The organism is Yersinia aleksiciae, from assembly GCF_001047675.1.
Lineage (GTDB): Bacteria > Pseudomonadota > Gammaproteobacteria > Enterobacterales > Enterobacteriaceae > Yersinia > Yersinia aleksiciae.
Map to the genome: position 1 here is coordinate 3012793 of NZ_CP011975.1, position 13732 is coordinate 3026524.

Sequence of the window (13732 nt, forward strand, 5' to 3'; positions counted from 1 at the left end):
CCTAACGATACGCATTGCGTAGTGTCCACACAGATTGTCTGATGAATGTAATGAGCAAGAGCACCTGTTGATGTCGTGAGTTTCGACTCATGCTGACGCGAACGGTTAGATTTCGGTTTAATCGGTACTTCGTGTCCCCATCGTCTAGAGGCCTAGGACACTGCCCTTTCACGGCTGTAACAGGGGTTCGAATCCCCTTGGGGACGCCAATCCGATAATGTGTGAAAGACATTATCACTGAATATCTTAAAGATGACTTTAACGAGTCGTGTTTAAGATATTGCTCTTTAACAATCTGGAACAAGCTGAAAATTGAAACAATACAGCTGAAACTTATCTCTCCGTAGATGTACTGAGATGAGGAGTAACCTGTATTAGAGTCTCTCAAATAATCACAGCGCAAGATGTCTGTAAAGACACCTTCGGGTTGTGAGGTTAAGCGACTAAGCGTACACGGTGGATGCCTAGGCAGTCAGAGGCGATGAAGGGCGTGCTAATCTGCGAAAAGCGTCGGTAAGCTGATATGAAGCGTTATAACCGACGATACCCGAATGGGGAAACCCAGTGCAATTCGTTGCACTATTGCATGGTGAATACATAGCCATGCAAGGCGAACCGGGGGAACTGAAACATCTAAGTACCCCGAGGAAAAGAAATCAACCGAGATTCCCCCAGTAGCGGCGAGCGAACGGGGAAGAGCCCAGAGTCTGAATCAGTTTATGTGTTAGTGGAAGCGTCTGGAAAGTCGCACGGTACAGGGTGATAGTCCCGTACACAAAAATGCATATTCTGTGAACTCGATGAGTAGGGCGGGACACGTGACATCCTGTCTGAATATGGGGGGACCATCCTCCAAGGCTAAATACTCCTGACTGACCGATAGTGAACCAGTACCGTGAGGGAAAGGCGAAAAGAACCCCGGCGAGGGGAGTGAAATAGAACCTGAAACCGTGTACGTACAAGCAGTGGGAGCACCTTCGTGGTGTGACTGCGTACCTTTTGTATAATGGGTCAGCGACTTATATTTTGTAGCAAGGTTAACCGAATAGGGGAGCCGTAGGGAAACCGAGTCTTAACTGGGCGTCTAGTTGCAAGGTATAGACCCGAAACCCGGTGATCTAGCCATGGGCAGGTTGAAGGTTGGGTAACACTAACTGGAGGACCGAACCGACTAATGTTGAAAAATTAGCGGATGACTTGTGGCTGGGGGTGAAAGGCCAATCAAACCGGGAGATAGCTGGTTCTCCCCGAAAGCTATTTAGGTAGCGCCTCGTGAACTCATCTTCGGGGGTAGAGCACTGTTTCGGCTAGGGGGTCATCCCGACTTACCAAACCGATGCAAACTCCGAATACCGAAGAATGTTATCACGGGAGACACACGGCGGGTGCTAACGTCCGTCGTGAAGAGGGAAACAACCCAGACCGCCAGCTAAGGTCCCAAAGTCATGGTTAAGTGGGAAACGATGTGGGAAGGCATAGACAGCCAGGATGTTGGCTTAGAAGCAGCCATCATTTAAAGAAAGCGTAATAGCTCACTGGTCGAGTCGGCCTGCGCGGAAGATGTAACGGGGCTAAACCATGCACCGAAGCTGCGGCAGCGACGCTTAGGCGTTGTTGGGTAGGGGAGCGTTCTGTAAGCCGTTGAAGGTGACCTGTGAGGGTTGCTGGAGGTATCAGAAGTGCGAATGCTGACATAAGTAACGATAATGCGGGTGAAAAACCCGCACGCCGGAAGACCAAGGGTTCCTGTCCAACGTTAATCGGGGCAGGGTGAGTCGACCCCTAAGGCGAGGCTGAAAAGCGTAGTCGATGGGAAACAGGTTAATATTCCTGTACTTGGTGTTACTGCGAAGGGGGGACGGAGAAGGCTAGGCTAGCCGGGCGACGGTTGTCCCGGTTTAAGCATGTAGGCGGAGTGACTTGGTAAATCCGGTTGCTTATCAACGCTGAGGTGTGATGACGATGCACTACGGTGCAGAAGTAGTTGATGCCAAGCTTCCAGGAAAAGCCTCTAAGCATCAGGTAACATTAAATCGTACCCCAAACCGACACAGGTGGTCAGGTAGAGAATACTCAGGCGCTTGAGAGAACTCGGGTGAAGGAACTAGGCAAAATGGTGCCGTAACTTCGGGAGAAGGCACGCTGGCATTAGGTAAAGAGACTTGCTCTCGGCGCCGAAGCCAGTCGCAGATACCAGCTGGCTGCAACTGTTTAATAAAAACACAGCACTGTGCAAACACGAAAGTGGACGTATACGGTGTGACGCCTGCCCGGTGCTGGAAGGTTAATTGATGGGGTCAGCCTTACGGCGAAGCTCTTGATCGAAGCCCCAGTAAACGGCGGCCGTAACTATAACGGTCCTAAGGTAGCGAAATTCCTTGTCGGGTAAGTTCCGACCTGCACGAATGGCGTAATGATGGCCAGGCTGTCTCCACCCGAGACTCAGTGAAATTGAACTCGCTGTGAAGATGCAGTGTACCCGCGGCAAGACGGAAAGACCCCGTGAACCTTTACTATAGCTTGACACTGAACATTGAGCCTTGATGTGTAGGATAGGTGGGAGGCATTGAAGTGTGGACGCCAGTCTGCATGGAGCCAACCTTGAAATACCACCCTTTAATGTTTGATGTTCTAACTCGGCCCCGTAATCCGGGGTGAGGACAGTGTCTGGTGGGTAGTTTGACTGGGGCGGTCTCCTCCCAAAGAGTAACGGAGGAGCACGAAGGTTAGCTAATCACGGTCGGACATCGTGAGGTTAGTGCAAAGGCATAAGCTAGCTTGACTGCGAGAGTGACGGCTCGAGCAGGTACGAAAGTAGGTCTTAGTGATCCGGTGGTTCTGAATGGAAGGGCCATCGCTCAACGGATAAAAGGTACTCCGGGGATAACAGGCTGATACCGCCCAAGAGTTCATATCGACGGCGGTGTTTGGCACCTCGATGTCGGCTCATCACATCCTGGGGCTGAAGTAGGTCCCAAGGGTATGGCTGTTCGCCATTTAAAGTGGTACGCGAGCTGGGTTTAGAACGTCGTGAGACAGTTCGGTCCCTATCTGCCGTGGGCGTTGGAAGATTGAGAGGGGCTGCTCCTAGTACGAGAGGACCGGAGTGGACGAATCACTGGTGTTCGGGTTGTCATGCCAATGGCATTGCCCGGTAGCTAAATTCGGAAGAGATAACCGCTGAAAGCATCTAAGCGGGAAACTTGCCTCGAGATGAGTCTTCCCTGGGGCTTTAAGCCCCCTGAAGGAACGTTAAAGACTATGACGTTGATAGGCTGGGTGTGTAAGTGCAGCGATGCATTGAGCTAACCAGTACTAATGATCCGTGAGGCTTAACCTTACAACACCAAAGGTGTTTTGGCTATTTGAGACAAAATCGAGTGAAACGATTTTGAGCGCCATGAGTGGCGAACCCGAAGGGGTGAGTATCGGTATGATACATATACTCTTGATTTTCAGCGAAGTTCCGAGATTGAGCTAATTGGTTTAGTATTTGATACTGAACGGGTTGGTTAAAACAGAATTTGCCTGGCGGCCATAGCGCGGTGGTCCCACCTGATCCCATGCCGAACTCAGAAGTGAAACGCCGTAGCGCCGATGGTAGTGTGGGGTCTCCCCATGCGAGAGTAGGACACTGCCAGGCATCAAACACGAGTTATCAGAGTGACATCTGGTAACTGACAAAATCGCGAGAGGCGGTTTTGCACAACGCGGAGCGTTGGCCCTGTCAAGGGTAAGTATCGGGAAGATACACGTAAAAGAATCGGTGGAGCGGTAGTTCAGTTGGTTAGAATACCTGCCTGTCACGCAGGGGGTCGCGGGTTCGAGCCCCGTCCGTTCCGCCACTTATTGCAAAAGCCCTGAATCATTGATTCAGGGCTTTTTTGCATTCCTAAAATAGTGCCTGTAATTAAAGTTGTGTAATTGCTGTTTTTGATATGTCACCGGAGACCGGTTGATAATGGATGAAAAGGAACTCAAAGCACATGCTGCTGAGTTGGCTAAGAACATTAAAACCGAAACTGACCTCAGCTAATTTCTCTTGTTTACTGATTAAAGTACCATCGAAACGGCATTCGCTGCTAAGTCCACTAAACATCTCAGGCATGAGAAAAGCGCCGCTAAATCAGGCCATAACATCTGCAATGTTTCAAACCGTTGACAAAGTTGATTAGCGGGGAAATGTACCGGATGGGTCGTAACGGTGTAAGCCGTCAGAGCGCCCATCGGTGCAGTCGCCCCGCCAGTCACGAAGCTATAAATGAGCTTTCTGACAAACCCTGTTGACTCGATCTAGAACGGTGAGGACAGGCGGAACAGTAAAGCGTCCGCGCTAGGGATGGCGTAGCTCGAGCCACCAGGGACGGATTGACGGCGCCTTTACGATCCACCTGTTCTCTCCGCCACTAACACTTTGTCAATAATCTCTGACAGCTATAATGTTTCAGGCCGTTGACAAGGTTGATTAGCGGGGAAATGTGCTGAACGGGTCGTAACGGTGTAAACCGTCGGAACGCCCAGCTTTGTACATTTAGGTCTAGCGCTGGGCATTATAAAGCGCATGCAGAGATAGCAGGTGACAGGGAGATGTGCGAGAGAACTTCTTATGAAGTAATGAATCGCCGTATTTTCTTAAAGCAAAGGTGAAAGAGATTCGCCAAGATTGATACCGTAGAGTGCCACACACCAAAAAAATACCCTGCCAGCTTATCGCTCACAGGGTGGGGTGATCATCTCAGCAACTCGGTATATAAGCCGAGTTTTATGTTTCTAGTTTACAGTATGCGGCTAATCAGACGGTCGATACGAATTCTGCGTAAACGGCGGATCAATTTACGTACCTTGACGGGATACTGCTGAATATTCTCTAACTCAAGGTAGTGTGAGACCACTTTGGTATGAGTGCGGATGCAATCTAACTCTTTAGCTCGCTGCTCATGCATCTCATGCTTAGGATCGTGGATCAAAATGGCATTTTCCAGATCTAAACGCCATGCGCGCGGATTCAGATTATTACCGGTAATCAATTGCCAGTTGTTATCGACCCACATCCCTTTCAGATGGTAGGTATTGTCGCCATCTTTCCATAAACGAACAATGAGCTGCCCGTTATCAACAAAGCGTTGTAAGCGACTGAGGAAACGGCGCAAGTTGATTTCGTATAAGTAGGGTAATGCACCGATAATCTTAAATGGCTGATCTTCTGGGATATAAAAATCATTTGCCGTTTTGTCGCCGACAATAATCTCGACCTGTTTGCCTTCCCGCAGCAAATAGATGATGTTGCGAACCAACAGAGCGGGCAGGTTGAAGTATGGCGTGCAAATCGTCAGGCGTTCATCAGCGGAAGCCATTAAATGATGAATCGTCTTGTTCAACTGACTTTTTTTGCCTAACCCAACCAGCGGAGTGACAGCCAATTCATCGTTACCTGCCTGAGCTGGAAATTGATAACCGACATCGCGCAGTGATGAGCGGAACTGCCGAGTTTCATTTTTGATTTCAGGATTAGTTGGCCGATCGGTACGATCAAGGCGTTGAACTGCACCGGCACTCAGTACACGCTGCTTCACGTAATCAACCATGATATCGGCCAATGATGAATTGGTGATGATCTGGTAGCGGTCATAACGATATTTATCGTTTTGATGGAGATAGACATCATTGATGCTGGCACCACTGTAAATCACGGTGTCATCAATGATAAAACCTTTCAGATGCAGTACACCAAGGGCTTCACGGGTGTTGACCGGGACGCCATAAACTGGCACGGATACATTGGGATGCTGTGCTGCCATTTCACAATACCAATCAGCATTAGTATTGACTGCTGCGGCCCCGATACGACCACGTTGGGCGCGGTGCCAGTCTACCAGCACACAGATTTCCAGCTCAGGGCGCTGTTGCTTGGCTTGATAGAGGGCGCTCATCACGTCACGGCCCGCATCATCTTGCTCAAGGTAAAGCGCCACCAGATAAATTCGTTTGGTCGCCTGATCTATTAATTCCAAGAGAGTGGAGCGGAAAACCTTAGGGCAATAAAGCGTTTGTACATCATCAACTGGCTGGGGGAGTTTGGGCAGTTGTGCAAGGTGTTGTTGATGTTTACTACGTTTGAATTTTGACAACATCACAGTGCGCTTCTTCTCTTGTTATTTAATGGCAAAACCGCCATATCCAAAAAAACACTAATCCATAGAGTCGGGCGATAATACCACTACTTATCCGGATTGTGCGCAAGTTTTGCCGGTTAATGACCGAATCGTTTGGGGTTGTGGTGTATATCACGGCGATTCATGTAACTGAAATCACAGTGTCAGTTCCAGATTAACGATCCCATCTTCCATCTGTACATCAACACTAAAACCGAGCTTTTTAGCCAAACCGATCATGCCACGGTTGTTGGGCATGGTGATCGCCGTTAGCCGTGTTAATCCATGACTGCGGGTATATTGAATCATCTTTTCTAGCAACTGCCGCCCCAGCCCCAGCCCTTTGAGGTCTGAGCGCACCAATACGGCAAATTCGGCATCAATATTGTCTGGATCTGACAGCGCGCGTGTCACGCCGATAATCTCCGGCCCCGTCGCATTCTGGCGCACAGCAACAAAAGCCATTTCCCGATCATAGTCAATTTGCGTCATATTCGCCAAATCATCGTGGCTGAATTCATTGATTTCGCTGAAGTAGCGATAGTAGAGATCTTCTTTAGTGACTTGATCAATAAACAGTTTTAGCAGTGGTTCATCTTCCGGTAAGATTGGGCGGAATAGGCACTGAGAGCCATCTTTTAGTGCCACAGTCTCTTCTAACTCGTGCGGGTAGGGACGAATGGCTAATCGCGATTGTGGATCGCCGCTGACTGGCGCTAACTGCATTGAAACATCCAGCAGAGTAAACTCACTGCCAGAAGCCAGTACCGGGTGAATATCTAAACGGGTGATTTCGGGACAATCGAGAATTAAGTTGGAGACTTGCACCAGTAAGCGGCTTAATCCAGGGATATCCAAGGGTTGCAGTGACCCACGGCTGCGGATTTTCCCGCCTTTGACCGCTTGGATGATCAGATAGCGGGCCAGTGCCATATTGAGCGGCGGCAGCGCTACTGCGGCCTGCATTTCGTGATGCCACTCGATACCGCCTTCGCCCAACATAATCAGCGGGCCAAAAATAGCATCCTGTTCTACCGCAATTCGCAGTTCTTGCGCTCCGGCGCGATTCGCCATACTTTGCACCAGCAAACCCTGAATGCGGGCTTGCGGATAAGTGCGCTTGACCCGATCAAGAATATCGTCAGCGGCCCGCTGTACTTCAATCGCAGTGCGCAGGTAGAGCATGACCCCCTGAACTTCGGATTTGTGCGGAATATCAGGCGAGCGCAGTTTAATGGCGACCGGATACCCCAAACGCTCGGCGATATGCACCGCTTCGACACTATCACTGGCAATCCAGGTCGGCAGCATACTCAGGCCATAAGCCTCCAGTATCGGCTGCACTTCATGAGTGTCGAGTTGGGTTGTCCCTTCGGCCAGTGCTTGACGGATCAACTGATGCACATGCGTGGTATTGGCAGTCAGACCCACCGGCAGTGCGGGGGTCTCTTTCAGCTGCTTCTGGTTACGGCGATATTCCACCATATGCATAAAGGCGGTAATGGCCCCTTCTGGGGTGCGGTAGGTGGGCATCCCTGCTTCGGTGAACAGACGGCGAGCATCTTGCGATGAATATTCACCGCACCAGTTAGTCAGCAGAGTGATGCGTTTACCCCGTGGATGCTGACGAATGGCGGCAATCAATAATTCGGCGGTTTTGCTGCCCGGTGCCGCAGCGCTTGGGGAGTGAATCAGCAGCAGTGCATCATAATCGGTGCTGTCCAATAAGGGCTTAACCGCCGCCAAATAGCGCTCAGCGCTGGCGTCATCTCGCAGGTCTATTGGGTTGCGTAAGGAAACAAAAGACGGCAGTGCCGCACTCAGGGCGGATTGTGTGATATCAGACAGTGTGGCTAGCTTGCCATTACGGCTGATCAGCTCATCCAGTGCCATAGCCGCGGGTGCGGCACCATTACTGACAATCAGTAAGCGCTCACCTCGCAACGGGTGCATGTGGCTCAGGGTTTCGACCGCAGAGAACAGCTCGTGCGTATCTTGCACCCGTAGCAGGCCCGCGCGCTGAATCGCAGCGTCATAAGCGGCATCCAACCCTTGCTGACCATTCAGTAGCTGCTGCGCACGTTGGCTACGGCCACTTTTGACCACCAGAATCGGCTTATTTCGTGAAGCACTGCGTGAGGCGGATAAAAAGCGGCGTGCATCACTAATATGTTCGATATACAGCATGATGGCGCTGGTTTTACCGTCTCTGGCGAGGAAATCGAGCAAGTCATCGACATCAATATCCAAGCTATCGCCCAGCGCAATAAAGTATGAGAAGCCCACTTCCCGCTGCTGTGCCCAGTCCAGAATGGTGTTTGCCACCGCCGCCGACTGGGAGATAAACGCCAGTCGCCCTTTTTTGATCGGCACCGGCGAGAAGCTGGCATTCAGCCCTTGCCAGGGGGCGAGTAAGCCGAGGCTGTTGGGGCCAAGCAGCCGCATATGGTGGCGATGGGCACAGGCTTTTAGTACTGCAAATTGTTCCGTCGCGGCAGAGAGAATAATCACCGCTTTACAGCCACGAAGACCCAAGTCTTCGAGTAACGACAGGTTGCGGGAGTCATGAGTACAGAGGATAGCCAGATCAGGGGTGATCGGCAGATTGGCGATATCCGTGTAAGCCAGCACACCACAAACGGCTTTATGAGTCGGGGTGACTGGTAGAATAGGGCCATTGAAGCCGCCATCCAGCAAATTACGCATCATCAGGAAACCGGCACGCTCAGGTTTTTCCGAAGCGCCAATGACCGCAATAGATTTCGGGCGTAGTAGAGCTTCTAATCCGCGTTGACTCATTATTTATCCCCGTCATCTTTCAAGTTGCAGGTGTATTAGCTGCGTTCGCTTACCCAAATCACTGACTCAGGTCAGCCCATTGGGATGCACTGACTTGCCGCCTTCCTGCACCCTGAAATCTATTGGGGATAAGTCAAAGGCAGCTTGAATGATTTTATGCGATTTTTTCGAGACTTGCTGTGACTCGACCCACTGGATGGTGAGGTTTTCCGGCTAAATATTGCTGACGGAAGTAGTGAAAATGGGCGGTTAATCCCTCTGCCGCTTGCGTATCACCCGCTTGCTGGAGCAGTGCTGCGGCAACCTCGACGGTACAGTGCTGTTCTGGTCGCGGAGCTTCGCGCAAAAGATAATCGGAAGCCGTCGTGACATTCAGCGACAACATCGGCAAACCGGCGAGGTAGGGGCTTTTGCGAAACATCTTCTTGGCTTCGGTCCAAGTGCCATCCAGCAGAATAAATAGCGGTGGCTTATCGCTGATGGGCAATTGATTGAGCACTTGCCGTGGCGGTTCGGCGTATTTTTCTGGAAAGACCACATATGGTTGACGTGCGGGATCACGGATGGCGGCGAGTAACTCAGGGTCAACTTCAGTACGCGCCCAAAGGAACGCTTGGGTATCTGGCAGAATATCGGCAATCAGGCGGCCAGTATTGCTGGGTTTTAGCGGCTCGGTATCAAACATAATCAGGCAGAAACGGCTAGTCGCCGCTTGCGGTTTGATAGTATCGCACAAACAAAATCGCTCAGTCAGCAGGCAGCCCTGGCAACGAATGGCGCGGCAACCACGGGCGCGATAAGCGCGAGTGGAGGCGGCTAAGCGCCGTTGGCGTAAACACAGTACGGCATTTTCCGTCGTAATGACCACTGGCGAAACGATATCTGCCAGCAGTTCTTGGTCGGTGGTTGATGATTCAGTCACGACGGACTCCTAAGAAATAGCGCTATTCTAATCAAGCCTCCCCATGAGTTATACAATAAAACCACGCCCGGACAGAAAACGGTCAGGACGTGGTTTTTATCCGGGCATCGAACTGAGCCGCCCCGAGCGGTGATAAATGGGTTAAACTAGCTTAGCGGGCGATCGGCTCTGCTGCTAATTGTTCATCTATCCAATTATCGAATGGAGCTTTCGGTACTGCACCGTTGAGCATGTCGACCATTTTTCCGTTCCGATACAGCATAATAGTCGGAATGCTGCGAATACGGAAACGGGTGCTGAGCGCAGGTTCTGCTTCAGTATTGACTTTCACGAAGCGGATTTTTCCGGCGCGCTCTGCGGCGACAGCTTCAAAGATCGGCGCGAAGCTGCGGCAAGGGCCACACCAGGGTGCCCAGAAGTCGATAACCATGGGCAGATCATCTTGCAGCAGTTTATCCAGTGTTTCGGCGGTGGCGTTAATCACTTCGCCATCAAATAAAGAGTGGCCGCAGCGCCCACATTTAGCGCCGTCATCAATACGTTCTTCCGGCAGGCGATTGGTCGCCATACAAGCTGTGCATACCGTATTCATACATTAGCCTTTATTTTGTCTCTGAGTAGGTAAAAGAAACCAAACAGCCAAGGGGCGCTGAATTGTTTCGTTGTTGTTATCTATTATGGGTATAAATGAAGGCGGTGCCAAAAAGGTTTATTCGATGAATACGATAGTTGGTAGCTTTTAGCGCTTGCTTATGGCTAACCGGGCGGACATCAGGTAATCTTCGCGCCCTGCGCGTTGGTGGAGAAGACAATGAACGATTCATTTAGTGGCAAAAACGGCAAAGTTAAAGTGATGTACGTCCGCAGTGACGAAAGCAGCGACGACCGTAACAGCAATAACCGTAATAAAAATCCGCGTCCGGCAGGTAAAGGCCGTCCGGGTGATAATGCTGGTCGGGGCAGCTCACCGCGTAATAATGACTCACGTCGTAATGATTCAGGCCGTAATGACCGTGATCGTCCTAGCCGTCCGGCACGTTCTGAAAGTAGCGGTCCTTACGATTCACCGTGGAAAACTGTTTCCCGTGCACCATCGGAAGAGCCAGAGTTTGATCACGGTGGTATCAGCGGTAAAAGCCATGTTGACCCTGCGCAGTTGCGCCGTCAGCGGGCTGAAGAGACACGTGTTTATGGCGAGAACGCCTGTAAAGCGCTGTTCGAAAGCCGTCCTGATGCCATCGTCCGCGCCTGGTTTGTGCAATCAGTCACCCCACGTTTCCGCGAAGCGCTGAAATGGATGGCGGCTAACCGCAAGGCTTACCATGTGGTTGAGGAGGATGAGCTGGCGAAGGCGTCTGGCACTGAACACCATGGCGGCGTCTGCTTCCTGATTAAAAAACGTCAGGGCTTGGATGCGGAAACCTATCTGCAACAGCAGACTCAGGCAAAAGATTGCGTGCTGGCGCTGGAAGATGTGGGTAACCCACATAATCTGGGTGGTATTATGCGTACCTGCGCACATTTCGGTATCAACGGCGTGCTGTTACAAGATCCGGCGATGCTGGAATCGGGTGCCGCAGTGCGTACCGCAGAAGGTGGCGCTGAGCACATCAAAGCCATCAATGCTGATGATTTCCTCTCGGTGCTGGATACCTTCCGTAAAGCGGGTTACACCATCGTCACTACCTCAAGCCATAAAGGTGTCAGTCTGTCGAAAGCTGAACTGCCAGCTAAAATGGTGCTGGTATTAGGTCAAGAGAGTGATGGCCTGACTGACAGCGCATGGCAGCAGGGCGATATGAGTGTGTCTATCGGTGGTACAGGGCGTGTTGAGAGTCTGAACGTTTCGGTGGCGACTGGGATTTTGCTCGCAGAGTGGTGGCGTCAAAATAGCGCTAGCTAATACCCTGCGCCCTTGACGCCGCAGGGTTGTTAGCTACGCGCACTCACCCGAATCACTGACCAGTGTCAGCTCATCGGGATGTGTTTGCTTGCTGCCTACCTGCAACGCCAATGGCTTTGGGTATACCCTGCGCCCTTGACGCCGCAGGGTTGTTAGCTACGCGCACCCACCCGAATCACTGATCAGTGTCAGCTCATCGGGATGTGTTTGCTTGCTGCCTACCTGCAACGCCAATGGCTTTGGGTATATCCTGCGCCCTTGATGCCGCAGGGTTGGCGCGGATCAAGCCTCCATGGACGGATCTACGACGTCTTTACGATCTGCTTGTTCTCTGCGCCATTGGCACTTTGTTAATAAAAAAGGGGCGCTGAAATTAATCTTCAGCGCCCCTTTTTGTTGGCTTACGTTTGCGCCGCTAGTGCGCGCCGCCACCCCCACCGGATGTGAACGGTGGTCTTGCGAACCAAACCAGTGCCAGCAGTAGCAGGAATACCCCCGCCGAGAGCCAGAAAATCTCGTTTGCTGAGATAATCAGCCCCTGATTGGTGATCTCTCGCGCCAGATAAGCCGAGGCTTGTTGCTGATTCATCCCCAGCTTCTCCAACTCCTGATAAGTCTGGGTCGCATTCGGGTTGAACGGGTTAACAAACTCCGTCAGCTGCGAATGGTGCATCGACTCTCTTTGCGTCCACAGGGTGGTGGTGATTGAGGTACCAATCGACCCCGCCAAAGTTCGCAAGAAGTTAGATAAACTGGACGCCGCCGCCATACGCTCTGGCGGTAAGCCGGAGAGCGTAATAGCCGTCAGTGGCATAAAGAAGCAGGCAATAGCAAAACCCTGCACAAACTGCGGCCATGCCGAGGCACCAAAATCCATCCCCGGTTCGAATGTATATGCTCGCCAGTAGAAACAAACCGCATACATGATGAAGCTGAATGTCACTAACTGCCGCATATCAATGCGATGGGAGAAACGGCCAATAATTGGCGACAGCAATACCGGCAAGATCCCGACTGGCGCGGAAGCTAAACCGGCCCATGTGGCAGTGTAGCCATAAACCTCCTGTAGCAGCTGCGGCAGCAAAACAATGGCACCGAAGTACAACATATAGGCGAGACTGATACACAGGCACCCAATGGTAAAGTTTCTCGATTTGAATAGTGACAAATCGATCACCGGATGGTCGTCGGTTAGCTCCCAAACGATCAGGAAGGTAATGGCAATTACGGCGATCACCGTCAGGACGATAATCTCGGTCGAGTTAAACCAATCCAGCTCCTTGCCTTGGTCGAGCATGATTTGCAAGGCACCGATACCGACCACCAATAACACCAGCCCCACAGTATCGATGGGTTTGATTTCGGTTTTGGTCTCTCGCCCTTTCAGGGTGCTGCCCGCCACCAGAATCACCACCAGCCCGATCGGGATGTTGATAAAGAAGATCCAGCCCCAATGATAGTTGTCGCTGATATAACCGCCGAGGATCGGCCCGAATATCGGGGCCACGACAATCGTCATCGACCACAATGCCAAGGCCATACTTCGCTTCGCTGGCGGATAGTTATTGAGCAGCAAACTTTGTGATAATGGGATCAATGGCCCGGCAACCAGGCCCTGAATCACCCGGAAGAAGATCAGCATCCCCAGACTGTTTGAGATGCCGCATAGCCATGAGGCCAATGCAAACAATCCCGTCGCCCAGAGGAACAAGCGCACTTCACCAATGCGCTTCGCTAACCAGCCAGTGATGGGAATTGAGATCGCATTCGCCACCCCAAACGAGGTGATCACCCAAGTGCCTTGCGAGTTGGACGAACCCAGATCGCCAGCAATTGTCGGGATCGCCACGTTAGCAATGGTGGAGTCCAGCACCTGCATAAAGGTCGCTAATGATAGCGCGACCGTCATCCAGGCGAGTTGGGCACCCTCAAGCGGTTTTTGTGCCACGGCGGCCT

Annotated in this window: 6 protein-coding genes, 2 tRNA genes and 2 rRNA genes; 5 read left to right on the plus strand and 5 right to left on the minus strand. The window is 51.5% G+C overall.

Going from position 1 to position 13732, the window contains the following annotated elements:
- The first annotated feature begins 133 nt into the window (after window positions 1–133).
- The 4 genes from ACZ76_RS13495 (at window position 134) to ACZ76_RS13510 (ending at window position 3845) form a co-directional block, all read left to right on the plus strand.
- A tRNA-Glu gene (locus tag ACZ76_RS13495) sits at window positions 134–209 on the plus strand.
- Between the two features lie 224 nt (window positions 210–433).
- Window positions 434–3340 (plus strand): 23S ribosomal RNA (locus ACZ76_RS13500).
- A gap of 187 nt (window positions 3341–3527) precedes the next feature.
- Window positions 3528–3643, plus strand: a 5S ribosomal RNA gene (rrf, locus tag ACZ76_RS13505).
- Window positions 3644–3768: 125 nt separating this feature from the next.
- A tRNA-Asp gene (locus ACZ76_RS13510) sits at window positions 3769–3845 on the plus strand.
- A gap of 930 nt (window positions 3846–4775) precedes the next feature.
- Here the strand turns inward: ACZ76_RS13510 and pssA are convergent.
- The 4 genes from pssA to trxC form a co-directional block, all read right to left on the minus strand.
- Window positions 4776–6128: a CDP-diacylglycerol--serine O-phosphatidyltransferase gene (pssA, locus tag ACZ76_RS13520; protein ID WP_390621166.1), complete on the minus strand. Its 1353-nt coding sequence runs from the start codon at window positions 6126–6128 to the stop codon at window positions 4776–4778.
- 180 nt (window positions 6129–6308) lie between these two features.
- Complete coding sequence (locus ACZ76_RS13525) at window positions 6309–8951, minus strand: bifunctional acetate--CoA ligase family protein/GNAT family N-acetyltransferase (protein WP_048619378.1); 2643 nt, start codon at window positions 8949–8951, stop codon at window positions 6309–6311.
- 154 nt (window positions 8952–9105) lie between these two features.
- A complete protein-coding gene (locus ACZ76_RS13530) occupies window positions 9106–9873 on the minus strand; it encodes a tRNA-uridine aminocarboxypropyltransferase (protein WP_048619379.1) in 768 nt (255 codons plus the stop codon).
- Window positions 9874–10024: 151 nt separating this feature from the next.
- On the minus strand, window positions 10025–10465 hold the full coding sequence (gene trxC, locus ACZ76_RS13535; protein ID WP_048619380.1) for a thioredoxin TrxC: 441 nt from the start codon (window positions 10463–10465) through the stop codon (window positions 10025–10027).
- 219 nt (window positions 10466–10684) lie between these two features.
- Between trxC and ACZ76_RS13540 the strand changes: the two genes are divergently transcribed.
- Entirely contained in the window at window positions 10685–11776 is a 1092-nt protein-coding gene (locus tag ACZ76_RS13540; RefSeq protein WP_048619381.1) for a tRNA/rRNA methyltransferase, read from the plus strand.
- 415 nt (window positions 11777–12191) lie between these two features.
- Here ACZ76_RS13540 and emrB read toward each other — a convergent pair whose 3' ends face one another.
- Complete coding sequence (gene emrB, locus ACZ76_RS13545) at window positions 12192–13724, minus strand: multidrug efflux MFS transporter permease subunit EmrB (protein ID WP_048619382.1); 1533 nt, start codon at window positions 13722–13724, stop codon at window positions 12192–12194.
- Window positions 13725–13732 lie beyond the last annotated feature (8 nt).